Raw genomic sequence first — 19022 nt, 5'->3', positions numbered from 1 at the left:
GGGGCGTACATGGGCTGGGCGGTCCTCTACCTTGCGTTCGGGCTGGTGGCACTCTGGCTCCTCGGTGAGGTGCTGCTGCAGTACAAGGCACGCCTCCGCTGGCGCCTGCTGGCCTTCGGTGGCTTCCTCGGCGTCGTCCTCGGTGTGCTGCTGCCGTCGGTGCTCGTCATCGCGGCCGGCGCCATCGCCTTCGCGGTCGGCCAGACGTACGTGACGCTGTCGTTCCGCAGCGGCTTCGCGTCCGGCTGGGCCCTGAAGAACAAGCCGGGCGCCGAGGAGAGCGAGGGCGGGCGCAAGCGCCGCCGCAAGGAGCCGGTCCAGCAGGACCCGCAGCTGGAGATCTCCGGCCTGGAGTACGGGCAGGAGGGCCAGGAGCACGCGGCCCAGGACTACCCGGAGCACCCCGAGAGCCCGGCCGAGTCCACCGCGGTCTACGCCGCCACCGAGCCGATGCCCGACGACACCGGCCAGTACGGCGTCTACAGCGACGCCGCGTACGCCCAGAGCGCGCAGGGCCAGCAGGGCCACGACCAGCAGAGCTACGGCTACGACACCGCGTCCTACGGCTACGACCAGCAGGGCTACGGGTACGACCACGGGCAGCAGTCCTACGCCGCGAACTACTCCGACCCGTACATCGGCGGCCAGTCCTACCCGGCGCAGGCCCAGTACGACGACGCGTACGGCACCGGGCAGCAGCAGTACGGCGATCCGTACGCGGCGGGCGCGGGCTACGGCACCGACACGCCTCCGGGCGGCGTCTGGGTGCCCCAGCAGCGCAACACTGAGGGCGAGCAGCAGAACTACGGTGGCGAGCTGCCGCCCGAGCAGTCCTACCCGGGGTACCCGCAGCACGACCCGAACACCGGGTACGACAACAACGGGTACAACGAGCAGCAGTACCGGTACTGACCCGCCCGGCCGCCGGAGCGGCAGGGTCGACCGGCCGCGCGTCCTCGCCCGCCGCGGCTCACTGCGAGCCGCGGAACTCCGGGCCCTCCACGATCAGGCCCGCCACCAGCGCGCCCGACATGCCCGCGTGCGGCAGTCCGCCACCGGGGTGCGACCAGCCGCCCACCGCGAACAGGCCGGGCAGTTCCGTCGTGTTCGCCGGGTGCAGCAGCGCGCCCCGCGCGGCGGCCAGCGCGGGCGCGGGGACCGCTCCGCCCGCCGCCCCGGTCTCCTCGGCGATGTCCCGCGGCGTGCGGACCTCGTGCCACAGGAGGCGGTCGCGCAGGCCGGGCACGGCGCGCTCGGCGGCCGCGAGGACCGCTTCCACGTCGGCCGCGTCCACGCGCGCGTGGGGCGGCACGGTCACGGTGACGGTCGCCGCCTCGTGCCCGGCGTCCGGGGTCTGGGCCGCCTCGCCGGGCCGCAGCACCGTCACCGTCGGTCTCGCGGGCCGCGGGCCGTCCTCGAACAGCCACGCCAGCTCGGCGCCCCGGTCCGCGCCGTGCACGACCGTGCGGTGCGGGGTGCCCTCGGGCCGCGCCCCGCGCAGCGCCAGATGGACCATGAGCCGGCTGGGCACGCCCGCCTCCGAGCGCGCCGGGACCTCGCCGCGCAGGGCCCGGCCCGGCACCAGGGCGTCAAGCACGCCCGGCGCGACGCCCGCCACCACGAAGTCGGCGTCCTCCACGGCGCCGCCGGCCAGCTCGACACCGGCCGCGCGGCCGTCCTTCACGACGATCCGGGTGACGTCCGCGCCGAACACGAACTCGACCTTGCGCTCCAGGCAGCGCGCGTACACCGCGTCCGCGAGCGCCCGCATCCCGCCGGTCACCGCCCACGTGCCGAAGGTCTGCTCCATGTACGGCAGCACGGCCGCGCTCGCCGGTGCCGTACGGGGGTCGAGGCCGTACGCCAGCGCGTACTGCTCCAGGAGCGCCACCAGGCGCGGGTCGCCGTCGAGTTCGAACGCGCCGATCTCGCTGAGCGTCGTCGCCGTGCGGTCCTTGCGCAGGAGCCGCCGCGCCGTCACCGCCGGGTACGGCTCGCGGTCGGCGAGCACCTGCCAGTTGGGCCACAGCGGCTCTTCGAGGAGCGGGCGCCGGGAGCGGTCCCAGGCTTCCCGCGCGCGGTTCATGAACGCCGACCAGCGCGCGCCCGCGCCCGCGCCGACCGCCGCGTCCAGCGCCTCGGCGACGCCCGCACGCCGCGCGTTCGGCAGGTCCGTCACCGTGCCGTCCGCGAAGACGTGCCGCACCGCGGGCTCGACCTGGGTGAGGCCGACCAGCTCCTCCAGCGGCTTCCGGCCCGTCTTGACGAACAGGTCGCGGTAGACGGCGGGCAGGGGAAGGAGTCCGGGGCCCGTGTCGAAGGAGAAGCCGTCGCGCTCGAGACGGCCGACGGCGCCCCCGTACGTCGACGCGCGCTCGAGGACCACCGGTCGGTGGCCCGCGACGGCCAGCCGAGCGGCGGCCGCCATGGCGCCGAGCCCCGCGCCGATCACCGCAATTCGTGCCATGCCAGGGACTTTATCGGCCGCCACTGACAGTGCCGTCCGCAGGTCACGGGGGCGGCGGCCCGTCACGCGCGAGGCGCTTGTCCGCCCGCCGCTCGGCACGTCTGCGCAGGAACCGGCGGATGCGCCGCACCAGCAGGAACAGCGTCAGCAGCCCGAGGACGAGCAGCACCGCCGCGATGATCGCGGCCGCCTCCGGGTGGAACATCGCGAACGTCACGAGGCCGGCGACGCCGAGATCCTCGGCAAGGCTCAGCACGAAGTTCGACGCCGGTTCGGGCGAGGTGTTGACCGCCATGCGCGTACCGGCCTTCACCGCGTGGCTGGCGAGCGCCGTGGAGCCGCCGATCGCGCCCGCCGCCAGGTCGGAGAGCGATCCGCTCTGCCCGGCGAGCAGCGCCCCGACGACCGCGCCCGACACCGGCCTGATCACGGTGTGCACGGAGTCCCACGCCGAGTCGACGTACGGGATCTTGTCGGCGACCGCCTCGCACAGGAAGAGCACACCGGCCGCGATCAGGACGTCCGGACGCTGCAGCGACTCGGGGACCTCGTCGGTCAGGCCGGTCGCGCCGAAGATGCCGAGCAGCAGGACCACCGCGTACGCGTTGATGCCGCTCGCCCAGCCGCTGGTGAAGACCAGGGGGAGTACGGACACGCGGAAGATCGTAACCAGCCGCGAACTCTCCGTGCCTGAGGTTGAGCGCGCATGGCTGAGTATCCGTACTCAGAGAGGGAGATGAGTAGGTGCACCGATGGGTCATGACCTGCGCGGACGGAAGAGTGGTGGGCACGGAGAGGGGCGCGGCTCCGGTACCGCCGACACGGGGCGGCGGAACGGACGCGGCGCCCTTGGCCGCTCCTCTCGCCCGCAAGGGTGAGAGCGAGGCACGGGGGACCCGGGGGAGACCGTACGGGGGACCGACGGGGGAACACGGGGAGCACGGGGGACAACGGGGGATGCGCCGGTCCGGTGAGGCCTGAACGACCACAGGCCCTGCCGGACCGGCGCTCTGTTTTTCAAGCCAGGGCGACGTCCCGCGCGCGGGTCAGGCCCGGCCCTTCAGCGGCTGGCCGCCGCCCACCCGGCCCTGCAGCAGCAGCGACAGCGCGGCGTGCACGTCGTCCAGGGAGCGCTGCGGCTGGAACGCCTGCCAGTCGAGCGCCGCCACCAGGACCATGCCGACCAGGGCCGCAGCCGTCAGCGGGACGTCGATCTCGTCGCTCAGCTCACCGTTGGCCACCGCGTCGCGCAGCACGCCCTCGACCACGGCCACCGCTTCCTGGCGGACCACCGCGAGCGTGGACTGCCAGGCGCGGTTGGTGCGCCACAGCTCGGCCACGTAGAGCTGCGTGAAGGCGGGGTACTCGTCGATGAAGACGAGGCCCGCGCGGATCATCGCGTCCAGGGCGTCGACCTTGCTGCCGCCCCCGTCGTCCGTCCTGCGCGCCGCGTCCCGCAGGGAGGCGGTGAGCAGGCCGACGCCGTGCCGCAGCAGCTCCTCGAAGAGGACCGACTTGCTGGCGAAGTTGTAGTAGACGGTGCCCTTCGCGACCCCGGCGCGCTCGGCGATCTCGTCGACCGTCGTGGCGGAGAAGCCCTGCTCCGCGATGAGCGTGACAGCGGCCTCGTAGAGCTTCTGCCGGGTGGCCTGGCGCCGTGTGCTGCTTTCCATGGACCCGATTCTCACAGGCCGCCTTGTGGGCGCGCTCACAGGCTCAGCTCCGGGTGCAGCCGGTCGAGCGTCCACATCTGGCGGCGCCTGGCCGTCCAGGCGGTGAGCGCCAGGGCGCCGGCCGTGAACGCCGCCAGGACGACGCACGCCTGCCATACGGGGCCGAGCCCGCCGCCGGAGATCAGCCGCCGCAGGGCCTCGACGACGTAGCTCATCGGCAGGTAGGGGTGGAGCGCGTTGAAGAATCCCGGGCTCGTCTGCACCGGGTAGGTGCCGCCCGCCGAGGTCAGCTGGAGCATCAGGAGGGCGAGGACGAGGATGCGGCCCGCCGCGCCGAACTGGGCGTTCAGCCACTGCACGAGCGCGGCGAAGCACGCCGTGACCAGGCACAGGAAGCCGACCGTTCCGGCCGCGTGCAGCATCTCCAGGCCGAGCGCCCAGTGCAGTACGGACATCAGGGCCCCCACCTGGAGCAGGCCGAGCGCGGCGACCGGCAGCCAGCCCGCGAGCGTCACGCGCCAGGACGAGGCGCCCAGGGCGAGCGCGCGCCGGTTCAGGGGCGCGATCAGCATGTAGGCGACCATGGCGCCCACCCACAGGGACAGCGGGATGAAGTACGGGGCGAAACCGGTGCCGTAGTTGGGCGCCTTGTGCAGCGCGTGCGAGGCGAGCTGGACCGGGTCGGCCATGACGCCGGTGCGCTGGTCGCGGTCCTTCTTGTCGTAGTCGGGGATCTTGCGCACCCCGTCGTGCAGACCGCCCGCGAGTTCGCTGGAGCCGTCGGCCAGCTTGAACATGCCACCGTTCAGGTCGTTCGCCCCGGTCTTCAGCGTGCCCACGCCGGTGTCGAGCTTCGTGGCGCCAGTCCTCGCGGTGCCGAGCCCGGTGTGCAGCTTCTGGGCGCCCGTGGCGACCTCGCCCGCGCCCTTGTTGAGCTTGTTGATCTGTGCGACCGCGTTCTCCACGTCCTTGTCGAGCGTGGGGGCGCGCCGGGCCAGCTCCTCCGCCTGCGTCTGAAGAGTCCTGAGATGGCTGTCCATGACCTTCAGGTCGCCGTTCTCGTCCTTGACGAGCGTGTCCAGGTCGTCGGAGACCGTGGCGACATCGGCGGCGGCCGTCATGGCCTTCTTCAGGTCCGGGCAGGCCGGGTCGTCGAGCGGCGCCTTCTCGCAGCGCGCCTCGTAGATGCCCGCGAGGAGGTCGGAGCCCGCGTGAGCGCCCTTGCGGGCGACGGGGGCGGCCTTCACGAGGTCGGCGAGGTTGTTCCGGACGCCCCGCGCGGAGTCGGCGACGAGCTTGGCGGTGTCGCCGATCTGCTTCTTGTTGCCCTTGAGGAACGGCAGGGCCTGGTCGGCCGCGCCGTTGACCTTGTCCGCGAGCTCCTGCGTGCCGTCGGAGACCTGCCGCGAACCCGTCTCCAGGTCGCCCGCGCCCTTGTCGAGCCTGGTCAGCCCTGTCGCCAGGTCGCCGCTGCCCTTCTTGGCGTCCTTCAGACCGTCGGCCAGGTCCTTCGAGCCCTTCTTGGCCTTGCCGATGCCGGTCTCGAGGTCGTCCGCGCCCTTGGCGGCCTTCTGCGTCTTGTCGTGGATGTCGGAGAACGAGACGAAGATCTTGTCGAGGAAGGACCGCGAGGCGTTCGTGGAGGCGGCGGAGCGGACCTCGGAGAACACCGTCCGGGAGATCTGCCCCACGATGTAGTTGTTCGCGTCGTTCGTACGCACCTGGAGGGCACCGGTCTCGGGTGTGTCCCCGGAGCTGGACGCGATCCGCTCGCTGAGGTTCTTCGGCATGGTCAGCGACAGGTAGTACCTGCCGTCCTCGACGCCCCGCTCGGCCTCCTCCGCGTCGACCTCGTGCCACTGGAAGGTGTCGCTGTCGCGCAGCCCCTCGGTGATGTCGTCACCCGCGGCGATCTTCTTGCCCTGGGCGGAGGCTCCCTTGTCGTCGTTGACGAGCGCCACGGGGATCTTGTCCAGGCGCCCGTACGGATCCCAGAAGGACCACAGGTACAGCGCGCCGTAGAGCAGCGGCAGGAGCAGGAGCGCGACGAGCGCGGCGCGCGGCAGCCTGCCCCGTCCGAAGCGCCTGAGCTCAAGCGCGGCCAGCTTCGGCGAGCGCATCGGCCGCCTCCTTGTCTGTGGGCATGTCGGTCACGGCGGTGGGCTGCGCGGGAGCGGTCGACACGACGACGTCCGCGGCGTCCGGCGCCTGGCTGCACACGGCGACGACCGTGGTGCCCGCCGCGGCGACGGCCTTCAACTGGGCCCAGATCTCGGCCGCTTCCGCGTCCGCGAGCTTCAGGTCGGTGTCGTCCACGGCGATCAGACGCGGCGTGCCGACCAGGGCGAGGGCGAGCGAGAGCCGCAGCGCCTCGACGCGTTCCAGGTCGCGGACGGCCGTACGGGGGCCCTTGGGCAGGGTGTCCAGGTCGAGCCCGGCGGCGCTCAGCGCGGCGTCGATCCGCTGCCGGGCCTCGGCCTTGCGCGCGGAGCGGGGACGCAGCATCCCCCGCAGCAGCCCGCGCAGCGATCCGTCGAAGCGGCGCCGCAGCAGCGCCCTCTCCCGGATGTGCTCGGCGACGGTGAGCGCCGGGTCCAGATCGGTCACCCCGGGCACGTGCGCGAGCGCGCTCACGCGTCGTACGGCCGCCATCTGCTTGGGCAGCCGGAGACCGGCCACGGTCGCGGTGCCCTCGGCGGAGCGCATCCGTCCGGTCAGCGCGAGCAGGAGACAGGTGCGGCCGCTGCCGGACGGACCCTCGACGGCGACGAGCGAGCCGGGCGCCGCGTCGACGCCGACGCCGCGGAAGACCCAGCCGCGCGGCCCCTTCACCCCGAACCCCGCGGCGGAGACGGCGGCCCCGCCCTCCGGACCGTCCATGATCGTGGACCCCCTCCGACTTTTAGACTGACCAGTCAGTGCAAAAGCTACCCCGGGCCGCTGTCGGAAGCAAAAGGCCAGGTCAGGGCCGATTGTCAGTGGTACGCCCCACGATGGGTACATACGGCCACTGGGCCGTCACCCAGACGACAGGAGGTTCGTCATGGCCAGGTACCCCGCAGCCGCCGCACGCCGCCGCGCCACCACCGGCCCTGCCCCCTCACTGACGGGACCGGCGAGCGACGTCCATCCCGTGCTGCGCCGCGCGGGCGCCCCGCCCGCAGCGCTCGACCTGCTCGCCCAGGCCCGCGCGGGCCTGGAGGAGGCGAGCGTCCTCGAACCGCCGAACGAGCGGTACGCGACGGCCCACCTCGCCGCCCTGCGCACCGCCGCCGCCGTGCTCGCCGCGCGGGGCCGCCCCGAGGCCACGCCCAAGCGCCGCGCCAGGATCCGGAGCGCCTGGGAAGTGCTCCCCGAGATAGCCCCCGAGCTGGCCGACTGGGGCGCCCTGTTCGCCTCCGGGGCCGACCGCCGCGCCCGCGCGGAAGCCGGCATACGCGGCGCGGCCAGCGCCCGCGACGCCGACGATCTGCTCCGCGACGTCGCGATGTTCCTGCGCCTGGTCGAGCGGATGCTCGTCCTGCAGCCGCTCCTGCCCCAGCCGCGCCACGAGGACGGCCTGCGCGGAATCGATGGGGCGGACAGGCTGGACAGGGCGGACAGGGAGGTGCCCGACGCGGGGTGACCAGCGCGGGCGCCGGTGCGCGGGGGTGGCGAGGCGGTCCGCCCCGGCCCATTAGGCTGGAGGCGCCCCAACCTGTTCACGACGAGGAGTCAGCTGCCGTGTCGGACCCGTCGCGCCACCCCGTCTCCCACCCCCGAACGGCGACGCCGCACACCGACCCCTCGCGCTCCCGCGCCTCCCTGCGCACCGCCGTGGTCTGGGAAGTCCTCAAGGACGCCCTCGACGACCGCGTCAAGACCGGCGGGCAGCCCGAGCTGAAGGTCCTCGACACCGGTGGCGGCAGCGGCAACTTCGCGGTGCCCGTCGCCCGCCTCGGCCACCACGTCACCGTCGTCGACCCCAGCCCGAACGCGCTGTTCGCGCTGGAGCGCCGGGCCGCCGAGGCCGGCGTGGCCGACCGGGTGCGCGGTGTCCAGGGCGACATCTCCGGCCTGTTCGACGTCGTCGAGCGCGACGCCTACGACGCGGTCCTGTGCCACGGCGTCCTGGAGTACGTCGAGGAACCCGCCGCGGGCGTGCGCAACGCGGTGGGCGCGCTCCGCTCCGGCGGCGTCCTCAGCCTGCTCGCCGCGGGGCTCGGCGGCGCCGTCCTCGCGCGGGCCCTCGCCGGGCACTTCAAGGAGGCCCGGCAGGCGCTCGGCGACCCGGCGGGCCGCTGGGGCGAGGGCGACCCGGTGCCCCGGCGCTTCACCGCCGAGCAGCTCTCCAGCCTCGTCGGCGACGCGGGCGTGGACGTCGGCGCGGTGCACGGCGTACGGGTCTTCGCCGACCTCGTCCCCGGAGTCCTCGTGGACACCGAACCCGGCGCCTTCCAGGAGCTGGTGAAACTGGAGGCGGCCGCCGCCGAACTACCCGCTTTCCACGCCGTGGCCACGCAGTTGCACGTGCTCGGTGCGAAGCGCGCGGCGGACGGGGCCTGAGCGACTCCGGTCGGCCGCCGCTGATCAGCGGCGCAGCGGCAGATGGAGTACGCCACAGGCCCCCCGATCGGGCGCCTGTCGCCGTATGATCGGGGTAGACCGTCCGGCATGACGGGTCGGCCGCTGGGGAATGACGCTCAGTGAGCCGGAGCGGCGTGGCGCGGTCCGGAATGGTGAAGTTGGCGTAGAGGGGCGGGTTTCACGGGGGCGATTCCCTGCCTATCCTGAAGGGGACCCCCGGTCGCCCCGGCGACTGCACGATGAGGAGGACTCCGTGCCGCTCTCGGAGCACGAGCAGCGAATGCTCGAGCAAATGGAGCGAGCGCTGTACGCCGAAGATCCCAAGTTCGCGACAGCGCTTGAGGGAAGCGGGCTGCGTACGTACACCCGACGTCGGGTCTACCAGGCAGTCGCGGGCTTCCTGGTGGGTATCGCGCTCCTCATGGCTGGAATGGTCGCGCAGCAGATCTGGATCAGTGTGGTGGGGTTCCTCGTCATGCTGGGGTGTGCGGTGCTCGCCGTCACAGGGTGGCGCAAAGCCCCCAAGCCGGGCGAACAGCCGGCGGGGGCGGTGCCAGGCGCACCGGCCGCCCGGCGCCAGTCCAAACCCAAGCGGTCGATGATGGACCGGATCGAGCAGCGCTGGCAGCGCCGCCGCGACGAGCAGGGCGGTCGCTGAGCGGCTCCGCCGCGCAGGCCGCGCATTCGTTGACGTACGGAAAAGGGTGACCGCCCGAGGCGGTCACCCTTTTCGCGCAATCGCGTCAGCCTTCTTGGCCCGACGGACGGGACCAGCGCTCCCGTTGCCGCGCCAGGAACGACTCCCAGCGCTCCGACGCCGCCCACACCACCCGGACGGCCGAACGCGGCAGCAGCGTCGCGCACAGGCGCGTCCAGCCGCTCGCCTTCGTGTGCAGATCGGTGTACACGTGCCGCACGTCCTCGCCCAGGCCGAAGACGGGCAGGGGCCGCGGCGCGTAGAGCACCTGTTCCACCGCCGACGCCACCCGCTGGACCGCCGCGGAGGCCGCCGGGGACAGCTCCCCGGTCCGCACGATGCGCTCCGCCGCCTTGCGCGGGGTGAGCGAGTCGTCCGGGGCGATGCCGTAGTCCCACGCCGTGTCCGTCACCTCACGCCAGGCCGCCAGCGTGCGCGGTCCGGCATCGGCCTCCGTACGGCCGGGGGCGGACAGGCGGCGCGCCCGGACCCCCTTGCGCCACATCATCGGCGTCAGGACCACCGAGACGACCAGCAGGACGCCCAGGGCGGTCAGCAGGGACCCGAGCCAAGGGAAATCGTCGTCCGGCGGGCCGCCCGCGACCGCCGGGCCCGTGTTGCCGCAGGACCCGTCCTTCAGCTGGGCCGCCGAGCAGCTCTGCGACGACGACGGCTGGGAGGCCGACGGCGCCGAGGACGCGGACTCGGTGGGCGCCGCCGGATCGCTCGGGCTGCCGATCGGGGTGTCGTCCTGCGTGTACTGCGGGACCGTGCCGCGGTTCGGCGTCGGCTCGAACCGGGTCCAGCCCACGCCCTCGAAGTACAGCTCCGGCCAGGCGTGCGCGTCGCGCAGCCCCACCGAGTAGGTGCCGTCGCCCGCCGGTGAGCCGGGCGTGAAGCCGACCGCCACGCGCGCGGGGATGCCGAGCGTCCGCGCCATCGCCGCCATCGAGAAGGAGAAGTGGACGCAGAAGCCCTCCTTCTGCTTCAGGAACCGGGCTATGGCGCTGGAGCCGCTGCCGGCCTGCACCTCCGTGTTGTAGGTGAAGCCGCCGTTCACCGCGAACCAGTCCTGCAGTTTGACCGCGCGCTCGTAGTTGTCGGACGCGCCCGCCGTGACCCGCAGCGCGGTCGAGCGCACCACGTCCGGCAGTGAGCCGGGCACCTTGGTGAACTCCCGCGCCAGCTCGTTCGGCGGCGGCCCCGCGTTCGCCAGCTGCTCTGCCGTCGGCTGCACGATCATGCTGCTGACGGTGTACGACTTCCCGCGCGTGGTCTGCCCGTGGTCGCCCACCAGGGTCCGGCCGACCTGCTCGAACCGCCAGCGCCCGTCGATCGAGACCTTCGTCGCCGGGTAGGGCATCGGCAGCCAGTCCTGCTGGTACCAGTCGGCCGCCGAGATCCGGGTGGTGATCTCGGTCCTGCCGATGTCCGCGCCGAGACCCGGCGGGTTCGGCAGCGGGGACGGCACATCGGTGATGCTGCGCACCGAGGGGCGCCAGGTGGTGCCGTCGAACTCGTCGAGCGAGACGATCCGCAGGTACATGTCGGACGTCTGCTCGGCGTTGGTCCGGTACGTCATCACCGTCCGGTCCTCCGGCTGGTTCAGGCTGTTCTGCAGCGAGACCAGCGGATTGACCGCGGAGATGGTGCCGCCGCCCCCCGGCCCCTTGCCCACCCCGGTGCCGGAGGGGTCCAGGAGGCCGCCGTCGATCGAGAGCCACGGGGAGAGGGGCACGAGCACGGCGATACCGAGGGCGACGGCGCCGATGCGGCGGCCGGTGCGGACCGGGGCGACCGCGCCGCCCCCGCCGTCGCGGACCGGGGCACCGCCGCCGGGCACCCGCCCGGTGCCGCCGAAGACACGGCCCCACTGCGACAGCCGGTCGCGGCTCTCCGCGAGCAGCAGCAGGAGGTAGCCGCCCGCGGCCAGCAGGAACCAGAACCAGTCGGTGCCGCCGTCGGAGAGCCCGGCGGCGACCGAGTACAGCGCGAGCAGCGGCAGACCGGCCGGGGCCGCGCTGCGGAACGTCACCGCGAGCATGTCCACGAGCAGGCCGATCGCCAGCGCGCCGCCGACCAGCATCAGCCGGATGCCGTCGGTCAGCGGCGCCGGGATCATGTACCGGCCTATGTCGTCGCCGCCGGACTCCAGGACGAGGCCGAAGTGCCGGAACGCCTCGGGGCCCGGGATCACCGCGCCGAGCGCCTGCTCGTGCGCGAAGACGAGCGTGAGCAGCAGCAGGGAGACCAGCGCCTGCGCGGCGACCGTCAGCGGCCGCGCCAGCGGGATCCTGCGGGCCGCCGCGCCGACCGCGGCCTGGATGACCAGCAGGATCGCGGCCTGGACGATCCAGGTGGCCCTGTCGACGAGCGGCAGCAGCGAGCACGAGGCCAGAAAGGTGGCCAGTGTCGCGCAGATCGACAGACGCGCCCCGCCGCTCATGACCAGCCCCCTGTGCCGCCCGGGGCCGTCACGGCCCCTGTACTACGCTCCCGGTCCGCTTGACGCCACGTGTCCACGACGGACGCGCCGGGCGGCACGACGACCGCGGTCCAGCCCGCCTCCTGCAACATGCGCAGCCGCTCCGCGCACTCCGGCGAGAGCGGCGCCCCCGCACCCTGTGCCCAGGAGGCGCTGTCCAGGAGGAAGGCGACGGCGGCGCCGCTGCGCTGCCGCATCTTGGCGGCGACGGCGGCCTGTTCCTCGTCCAGGTCACCGAAGAAGGCGACCAGAAGGCCCTCGTTGCCGCCGCGCAGGACGTCGTAGGCCGCCGACAGCGTGTACGCGTCGGAGTGGTCGACGACCGCCAGCGTGTCCATCATCAGGCCCGCCGCGTCCGCCGACTCCTGCCCCGCGCCCGCGAAGCCGTCCGTGCCCTCGCCCGGCACCGCGTTGCCCGTGTCGGTCAGGAGGCGGACCGAGAAGCCCCGTTCGAGCATGTGGACCAGGGCGGAGGCCGTGCCGGACACCGCCCACTCGAAGGCCGAGTCAGGGCCCGCGCCCTGGAAGGCGATGCCGCGCGTGTCGAGCAGCACCGTGCAGCGGGCCCGCTGCGGCTGCTCCTCGCGGCGCACCATCAGCTCGCCGTAGCGCGCCGTCGAACGCCAGTGGACCCGGCGCAGATCGTCCCCGTAGCGGTACCCGCGCGGGATCACGTCGTCCTCACCGGCCAGGGCGAGCGAGCGCTGCCGCCCGTCCCCGTACCCCTTGGCCTCACCGGAGAGCCGCACCGGCGGCAGCGGCTCCACGCGCGGGATCACCGTCAGGGTGTCGTACGTGGAGAAGGACCGGGTCAGCTCGCACATGCCGAAGGGGTCGGTGAGGCGCAGTTGCAGCGGGCCGAGCGGGTAGCGGCCGCGCAGGTCCGAGCGGACCCGGTAGGACACCTCGCGGCGGCCGCCCGCCTCGACCCGGTCGAGGACGAAACGGGGCCGGGGCCCGAGCACGTACGGCACCCGGTCCTGGAGCATCAGAAGGCCGGTGGGCAGGCGCGAGATGTTGTCCATCCGCAGATGGACGCGGGCCTCCGAACCGGCGGGCACGCGCGCGGGGGAGAGGCGGCGGCTGCCCGCGACCCGGTAGCGGGTGCGGTACAGGACACCCGCGCAGACCAGCGGCAGCGCCGCGAGCAGCAGTCCGACCCGGAGCAGATCGTTCTGGCCGAGGACGTACGCGCAGACCGCCGCGGCCACCCCGGCCGCGAGGAAGGAGCGGCCGCGCGTGGTCAGCCCGGCGAGGGCGGTGCGCAGGCCGCTCTTGTCGCCCTTGTCGTTCGTCGCGCCGTCGCCGCCGGTGAAGCCGCCCCCGGGGTCCGGCGCCGGATACCCCCCTGCCGTCATCACAGCCCCCGGGCGCCGGGCGGCTGCTGGCCGTAGATCGGGGGATGGGCGGGGTAGCCGGGCGCGCGCGTGTCGGCCGCCGGGACCGGGGTGCGCTGCAGGATGTCCAGGACGACCTGCTCGGCCGTGCGCCGGTTCAACTGGGCCTGCGCGGTGGGCAGCAGACGGTGCGCCAGGACCGCGGTGGCCAGCGCCTGCACGTCGTCCGGGAGCGCATACTCGCGGCCGCTGAGCGCCGCCGACGCCTTGGCCGCCCGCAGCAGGTGCAGCGTCGCGCGCGGGGACGCGCCGAGTCTGAGATCCGGGTGCGTGCGCGTGGCGGCGACCAGGTCGACCGCGTAGCGGCGCACCGCCTCGGCGACGTGGACCGTGCGCACCGCGTCGACCAGCTTCACGATGTCGTGCGCGTGCGCCACCGGCTGAAGGTCGTCCAGGGGCGAGGCGCCGCCGTGCACGTCCAGCATCTGCAGCTCGGCCTCCGGGTGCGGATAGCCGATGGAGACGCGGGCCATGAAACGGTCGCGCTGCGCCTCGGGCAGCGGGTAGGTGCCCTCCATCTCGACCGGGTTCTGCGTCGCCACCACCATGAACGGGCTCGGCAGTTCGTAGGTCTTGCCGTCGATGGTGACCTGGCGCTCCTCCATGGACTCCAGGAGCGCCGACTGGGTCTTGGGCGAGGCGCGGTTGATCTCGTCGCCGATCACGATCTGGGCGAAGATCGCACCCGGCTTGAACTCGAAGTCCCGGCGCTGCTGGTCCCAGATGGACACCCCGGTGATGTCCGAGGGCAGCAGGTCGGGCGTGAACTGGATGCGCCGCACCGAACAGTCGATGGAGCGCGCCAGCGCCTTGGCGAGCATCGTCTTGCCGACGCCCGGCACATCCTCGATGAGCAGGTGCCCCTCGGCGAGCAGCACTGTCAGCGAAAGCCGTACGACCTCCGGCTTGCCCTCGATCACACCCTCCACCGACTGGCGCACACGCTCCGCGGTGGTGGTCAGATCAGTGAGGCTCGCTCGATCGTCATAGGTCGTCACCCGGCCCTCCTCGGCCCGTACTTTCCCGGGCCGACGCTCTGTGACGCGGACCGGCCCACCCCGAAACACGGACACCACGCGCGAAAAGTTCCGAAGCTCGCGCGAGGTGCCACACCCGCATTCTTGTTGGCGTTACCGGTTCGTGTCACTCGCCTGTGGACAACTGGCCGCGATATGTCGCTTTTCAGCGGGGCTTGATCTCCCGCAGCTCGCCCGTCTTCACGTCCAGGACGAAGCCGCGCACGTCATCGGTGTGCAGCAGGAAAGGTGAGGTACGCACCTTCTCGATGGACTGCCGGACGTCCTGCTCAACGTCGGCGAAGCCCTCGGCGGCCCAGGTCGGCCGCTGGCCGACCTCCCGCTCCAGCTCGTAGCGGAAGTCCTCGGTGAGCCCCTCCATGCCGCAGCCGCTGTGGTGGACGAGGACCACGCTGCGGGTGCCGAGCGCACGCTGGCTGATGGTGAGCGAGCGGATCACGTCGTCGGTGACGACGCCGCCCGCGTTGCGCATGGTGTGGCAGTCACCGAGCTGCAGGCCGAGCGCGGCGTACAGGTCGAGGCGGGCGTCCATGCACGTGACGACGGCGACCTGCGCGGCGGGGCGCGCGCTCAGGCCGGGGTCGCTGAACGCGGCGGCGTAGCGCGCGTTCGCCGCGACGCAGCGGTCGGTCACGGTCGCTGCGCCCTTTATGGCGTCGTCGGGGCTAGGGCTGGAAGCGGCAGGCGTCGTCATGGTGACGACGGTAATGGTCGCGGGGGTGCGCGGCCCGCTTTGGGTGGGCGCAAAGAGGGGTGTCGACCCTTGTTGTGAGCTAACCCACAAGGGCGCACGGGCCGCGGCCGGGCGGGTGAAAAGGCGTCATGCGCCTCATCCGACGACGCGCCCGGCGACGCGCAGGCCGGTTGATTGACCGAGGAGCGCCGTGGACTAAAGTGACGCCGAACCCCGATAAATCGAAGCAACACGGAGATCCCGGCACTGCCGGACGCTCCCCGCGTGCGCGGCGCGTACGTACGGCTCGGCCTCCTCCCGCTCGGGTCGGCCGGCGTCACTTCCCCGGCGCCGACGGACCACTCTCCCCTTCACGAGCGGGCGGGGACCCGGCAGTGCGTGCGACCGCCCCGCCGGACCTGAGAGGGCCCCTTGAGTCAGCGACATGTCCCGGTGATGCTCCAGCGCTGCCTGGACCTGTTGGCCCCGGCCCTGGCCGAGCCCGGAGCGGTCGTCGTCGACTGCACCCTCGGGCTCGGCGGCCACAGCGAGGCCCTCCTCTCCACCTTCCCCTCCTGCCGTCTGGTCGCCCTCGACCGCGACAAGGAGGCGCTGCGCCTGTCGGGGGAGCGCCTCGCCCGCTTCGGCGACCGCGCCACCCTCGTGCACGCCGTCTACGACGAACTGCCCGAGGTCCTGGACCGGTTGGAGATCCCGCGCGTCCAGGGGGTCCTGTTCGACCTCGGCGTCTCCTCCATGCAGCTCGACGAGGCCGACCGCGGCTTCGCCTACGCCCAGGACGCGCCCCTGGACATGCGCATGGACCAGACGACGGGGATGAGCGCCGCCGAGGTCCTCAACACGTACGCGCCGGGCGAGCTCGTGCGGATCCTGCGCCAGTACGGCGAGGAGAAGCAGGCCAAGCGCATCGTCTCGGCGATCGTGCGGGAGCGCGACAAGGAGCCGTTCAGCAACAGCGCCCGGCTCGTCGAACTGATCCGCGACTCCCTGCCGCAGGCCGCCAAGCGCACCGGCGGCAACCCCGCCAAGCGCACCTTCCAGGCCCTGCGCATCGAGGTCAACGGCGAACTGAGCGTCCTGGAGCGCGCCGTCCCCGCGGCCGTGAAGGCGCTCGCGGTCGGCGGCCGGATCGCCGTCCTGTCCTACCACTCGCTCGAGGACCGCCTGGTCAAGCAGGTCTTCGCGGCGGGCGCCGCCACCACGGCCCCGCCCGGGCTGCCCGTCGTCCCCGAGCGCTACCAGCCCCGGCTCAAGCTGCTCACCCGCGGCGCCGAACTCCCCACGGAGGAAGAGGTCGCCGAGAACCGCCGGGCCGCTCCGGCACGGCTGCGGGGTGCGCAGCGCATCCGCGAGGAGGTCGCCGAGTGAGGCACGCGCGCGTGGAGAGGTGGTCATGACCGCCAGGAGCGGCCCGAACGACGCGAAGAACTCCCCGGGCAGGAGGCCGCAGGCGGCCAAGGGCGCCGCGAGGCCGAAGAAGGCCGTGGCGCCCCCGCGCGGGCGCGCCGCCCGCCTCGCGCGGCTCATGCCGGTCTCCCCGTCCGGCGGCGCCCAGGCCGCCCGGACCCCGTTCGTCCTCCTCGTCGTCCTGCTCCTCGGCGGCGGACTGATCACGCTGCTCGTGCTCAACTCCTCGCTGAACGAAGGATCGTTCAAGCTCAGCAGGCTCAAGAAGGAGACCACCGAGCTCACCGACGACGAGCAGCAGCTCCAGCGCGACGTCGACTCCTACTCGGCGCCCGACGCCCTCCAGCGCCGCGCCCGTGAGCTGGGCATGGTCCCGGGCGGCGACCCCGCCTTCCTCGACCCGGACGGCGCGGTGCGCGGCGTGCCGAAGAAGGCCGCGTACTCCGCGCCGCTGTACCAGCAGGCGCCCGCGCCGCCGCAGCCCGCGGTGACGGTCCCGGCCGCGTCCCCGTCGCCGATCGCGCCGCCCGCGCCCACTGCGGTGAGCCCCGCTGCGACGAACCCCGCCGGGACGGCCCCCGCCGAAACGGCCCCCGCTCCTTCGAACTCCGGCAGGTGACGCCATGACCGACAGGGAGCCTCCGCGCCGCCGCGTGCCAGGACCCGCGCGCGGCGGCGGCCCGTCGCCCCGCCCCGCCGCGCAGCGGCGCCCCGGACCCGGCGGGCGCCCGGCCGCGCGGCGCCCGCGCCCCTCGGCCGCGAAGGGCCGCACCCCACTGCGCCTGGGCAGCCCCCGTCCCCGGCTGCGGATGGTCAGCCTCGGCCTCACGCTCGTCCTCCTGGTCTTCGTCGTCCGGCTCTTCCAGGTGCAGGGCGTCGACGCGAACGCGTACGCCGCACGGGCCGAGCTGAACCGGTACGTCAGCCACACCATCGCCGCCGAGCGCGGCGGCATCACCGACCGCAGGGGCGTCTCCCTCGCGACCAGCGTCGACGCGTACGACATCACCGCGGACCCGACCCTGTTCACCAAGAAGGCCACCAAGGTCGAGGACGCCCCCGAGCAGGCGGCGGCGCTCCTCGCGCCGATCGTCGGCGGCGACGCGGACGCCATCGCGAAGAAGCTGCGGACGAAGAAGACCCGGTACGTGCGGCTCGCCACGCGGCAGACGCCGCAGGTCTGGAAGCAGATCAAGGACCTCAGGTCGACGCTGAACGACAAGGCCAACGCCGAGGGCCGCGAGGCGAGCGTCCTGTCCGGCGTGCTCGCCGACCCCAGCAGCAAGCGCGTCTATCCGAACGGCGACCTCGGCGCCGGGATACTGGGCTGGGTCAACGCCGACGGCCAGGGCGGCGGCGGCATCGAGCAGCAGCTGAACAAGGAGCTGGCCGGCAAGAACGGCAAGATCCGCTACGCCCAGTCGGGCGGGCAGCAGGTACCGACCGCCGGCTCCACCGAGCAGCCCGCGGTGGCCGGTTCCGACGTCGAGCTGACCATCGACCGCGACATCCAGTGGGCCGCTCAGAACGCGATCACCGAGCAGGTGGCGAAGTCCGGCGCCGACCGCGGCTACGTCATAGTGCAGGACACCCGCACCGGCGAGGTCCTGGCCATGGCGAACGCGCCCGGCTTCGACCCCAACGACCTCTCGGACGCCAGCCCGGCGGCGCTCGGCAACGCCGCGCTGCAGGACGCGTACGAGCCGGGCTCGACCGCCAAGGTCATGTCGATGGCGGCGATCCTGGAGGAGAACGCGGCGACGCCCCTGACCCACGTCACCGTGCCCAACCGCCTGCACCGCGGCGACCGGCTCTTCCAGGACGACATCGACCACGAGACCTGGCACCTCACGCTCAACGGCGTCCTCGCCAAGTCCAGCAACATCGGCACGATCCTCGCCACCGGCGAGCTGGGCGAGACCCAGCCGAAGGCCAACCGGGTGCTCCACTCGTACCTGAGCAAGTTCGGCATCGGCGAGCAGAGCGGTCTCGGCTTCCCCGGCGAGACCTCCGGCATCCTCGCACCGGCGGACAAGTGGTCGACGTCGCAGCAGTACACGATCCCGTTCGGCCAGGGCTTCTCCATCAACGCCATGCAGGCGGCCTCCGTCTACTCGACCATCGCCAACGACGGCGTACGGATCGAACCGACGCTGGTGCGCGGCGCCAGGGACGCCGACGGCCGGTTCCGGCCCGCGCCCCGGCCCAAGGAGACCCGGGTCGTCAGCGCGAAGACGGCGAAGACGGTCGCCAAGATGCTGGAGTCCGTCGTCGACGACGAGGAAGGCACCGGCACCAAGGCGCGCATTCCCGGCTACCGCGTCGCGGGCAAGACCGGTACGGCCAACCGCGTGGATCCGGACACCGGCCGCTACAAGGGGTACACGTCGTCCTTCGCCGGGTTCGCGCCCGCCGACAAGCCGCGGGTCACCGTGTACTGCGCCATCCAGAACGCCACGAAGGGCAGCTACTTCGGCGGACAGATCTGCGGCCCCATCTACAAGCAGGTCATGGAGTTCGCGCTGAAGACCCTCCAAGTACCGCCCACGGGCGCCAAGTCCGCCCGGCTCCCCGTCACGTTCCAGCCATGACGGCCGGG

At 73.1% G+C, this 19022-nt stretch carries 16 protein-coding genes; 7 read left to right on the top strand and 9 right to left on the bottom strand.

The features are described from left to right. Positions 1-9: 9 nt before the first annotated feature. The gene (locus N5I75_RS09120; protein ID WP_476676100.1) at positions 10-912 is read left to right on the top strand and encodes a hypothetical protein; all 903 of its coding nucleotides are present in this window, start codon (positions 10-12) and stop codon (positions 910-912) included. Between the two features lie 58 nt (positions 913-970). Here the strand turns inward: N5I75_RS09120 and N5I75_RS09115 are convergent, their stop codons facing one another. From N5I75_RS09115 to N5I75_RS09095, 5 genes are all read right to left on the bottom strand, one after another. Then, a complete protein-coding gene (locus N5I75_RS09115; RefSeq protein ID WP_476676098.1) occupies positions 971-2467 on the bottom strand; it encodes a phytoene desaturase family protein in 1497 nt (498 codons plus the stop codon). Positions 2468-2510: 43 nt separating this feature from the next. Then, entirely contained in the window at positions 2511-3122 is a 612-nt protein-coding gene (locus N5I75_RS09110; RefSeq protein WP_476676096.1) for a DUF4126 domain-containing protein, read from the bottom strand. Positions 3123-3513: 391 nt separating this feature from the next. After that, positions 3514-4140 carry a TetR/AcrR family transcriptional regulator gene (locus N5I75_RS09105; protein WP_476676094.1) on the bottom strand — a complete coding sequence of 209 codons (627 nt, stop codon included), beginning with the start codon at positions 4138-4140 and terminating at the stop codon, positions 3514-3516. Between the two features lie 35 nt (positions 4141-4175). Next, entirely contained in the window at positions 4176-6260 is a 2085-nt protein-coding gene (locus N5I75_RS09100; protein ID WP_476676092.1) for a YhgE/Pip family protein, read from the bottom strand. Continuing rightward, positions 6232-7020, bottom strand: a complete 789-nt coding sequence (locus N5I75_RS09095; RefSeq protein ID WP_476676090.1) for an ATP-binding cassette domain-containing protein — start codon at positions 7018-7020, stop codon at positions 6232-6234. The genes N5I75_RS09100 and N5I75_RS09095 overlap by 29 nt, the downstream gene beginning before the upstream one ends. Positions 7021-7183: 163 nt before the next feature. On the opposite strand from N5I75_RS09095, the gene N5I75_RS09090 reads away from it, so the two are divergent. From N5I75_RS09090 to N5I75_RS09080, 3 genes are all read left to right on the top strand, one after another. Next, the gene (locus N5I75_RS09090) at positions 7184-7765 is read left to right on the top strand and encodes an SAV_6107 family HEPN domain-containing protein (RefSeq protein ID WP_476676088.1); all 582 of its coding nucleotides are present in this window, start codon (positions 7184-7186) and stop codon (positions 7763-7765) included. Between the two features lie 98 nt (positions 7766-7863). Continuing rightward, the gene (locus N5I75_RS09085) at positions 7864-8685 is read left to right on the top strand and encodes a methyltransferase (RefSeq protein WP_476676086.1); all 822 of its coding nucleotides are present in this window, start codon (positions 7864-7866) and stop codon (positions 8683-8685) included. Between the two features lie 274 nt (positions 8686-8959). Beyond that, entirely contained in the window at positions 8960-9364 is a 405-nt protein-coding gene (locus N5I75_RS09080; protein ID WP_324768364.1) for a DUF3040 domain-containing protein, read from the top strand. 85 nt (positions 9365-9449) lie between these two features. On the opposite strand, the gene N5I75_RS09075 is transcribed toward N5I75_RS09080, so the two are convergent. The 4 genes from N5I75_RS09075 to N5I75_RS09060 form a co-directional block, all read right to left on the bottom strand. Then, complete coding sequence (locus N5I75_RS09075; RefSeq protein ID WP_476676084.1) at positions 9450-11849, bottom strand: transglutaminase TgpA family protein; 2400 nt, start codon at positions 11847-11849, stop codon at positions 9450-9452. After that, entirely contained in the window at positions 11846-13246 is a 1401-nt protein-coding gene (locus N5I75_RS09070; RefSeq protein ID WP_476676082.1) for a DUF58 domain-containing protein, read from the bottom strand. Before N5I75_RS09070 ends, N5I75_RS09075 begins: the two co-directional genes overlap by 4 nt. Further along, positions 13246-14283 (bottom strand): AAA family ATPase, encoded by a 1038-nt coding sequence (locus N5I75_RS09065; RefSeq protein WP_476676080.1) that lies wholly within the window; start codon positions 14281-14283, stop codon positions 13246-13248. The genes N5I75_RS09070 and N5I75_RS09065 overlap by 1 nt, the downstream gene beginning before the upstream one ends. Positions 14284-14467: 184 nt before the next feature. Beyond that, on the bottom strand, positions 14468-15016 hold the full coding sequence (locus N5I75_RS09060) for a beta-class carbonic anhydrase (RefSeq protein WP_476676078.1): 549 nt from the start codon (positions 15014-15016) through the stop codon (positions 14468-14470). Positions 15017-15427: 411 nt separating this feature from the next. Between N5I75_RS09060 and rsmH the strand changes: the two genes are divergently transcribed. From rsmH to N5I75_RS09045, 3 genes are read left to right on the top strand one after another with little or no spacing between them, the layout of a single operon-like run. Beyond that, complete coding sequence (rsmH, locus tag N5I75_RS09055; protein WP_476676076.1) at positions 15428-16384, top strand: 16S rRNA (cytosine(1402)-N(4))-methyltransferase RsmH; 957 nt, start codon at positions 15428-15430, stop codon at positions 16382-16384. A 25-nt stretch (positions 16385-16409) separates the two neighbouring features. Further along, entirely contained in the window at positions 16410-17042 is a 633-nt protein-coding gene (gene ftsL / locus N5I75_RS09050) for a cell division protein FtsL (protein ID WP_476676074.1), read from the top strand. A 4-nt stretch (positions 17043-17046) separates the two neighbouring features. Next, complete coding sequence (locus N5I75_RS09045; protein ID WP_476676072.1) at positions 17047-19014, top strand: peptidoglycan D,D-transpeptidase FtsI family protein; 1968 nt, start codon at positions 17047-17049, stop codon at positions 19012-19014. Positions 19015-19022 lie beyond the last annotated feature (8 nt).

Source organism: Streptomyces sp. R818 (assembly GCF_056172735.1).
The sequence above is the reverse complement of the archived record's forward strand: the minus strand, read 5'-3'. Positions and strand labels throughout refer to the sequence as shown.

Coding starts and splice junctions, on each gene's coding strand:
- N5I75_RS09120 (WP_476676100.1), top strand. CDS start 10: ATGGGCTGGGCGGTCCTCTACCTTGCGTTCGGGCTGGTGGCACTCTGG.
- N5I75_RS09115 (WP_476676098.1), bottom strand. CDS start 2,467: ATGGCACGAATTGCGGTGATCGGCGCGGGGCTCGGCGCCATGGCGGCC.
- N5I75_RS09105 (WP_476676094.1), bottom strand. CDS start 4,140: ATGGAAAGCAGCACACGGCGCCAGGCCACCCGGCAGAAGCTCTACGAG.
- N5I75_RS09100 (WP_476676092.1), bottom strand. CDS start 6,260: ATGCGCTCGCCGAAGCTGGCCGCGCTTGAGCTCAGGCGCTTCGGACGG.
- N5I75_RS09095 (WP_476676090.1), bottom strand. CDS start 7,020: ATGGACGGTCCGGAGGGCGGGGCCGCCGTCTCCGCCGCGGGGTTCGGG.
- N5I75_RS09090 (WP_476676088.1), top strand. CDS start 7,184: ATGGCCAGGTACCCCGCAGCCGCCGCACGCCGCCGCGCCACCACCGGC.
- N5I75_RS09075 (WP_476676084.1), bottom strand. CDS start 11,849: ATGAGCGGCGGGGCGCGTCTGTCGATCTGCGCGACACTGGCCACCTTT.
- N5I75_RS09070 (WP_476676082.1), bottom strand. CDS start 13,246: ATGACGGCAGGGGGGTATCCGGCGCCGGACCCCGGGGGCGGCTTCACC.
- N5I75_RS09060 (WP_476676078.1), bottom strand. CDS start 15,016: ATGACGACGCCTGCCGCTTCCAGCCCTAGCCCCGACGACGCCATAAAG.
- ftsL (WP_476676074.1), top strand. CDS start 16,410: ATGACCGCCAGGAGCGGCCCGAACGACGCGAAGAACTCCCCGGGCAGG.
- N5I75_RS09045 (WP_476676072.1), top strand. CDS start 17,047: ATGACCGACAGGGAGCCTCCGCGCCGCCGCGTGCCAGGACCCGCGCGC.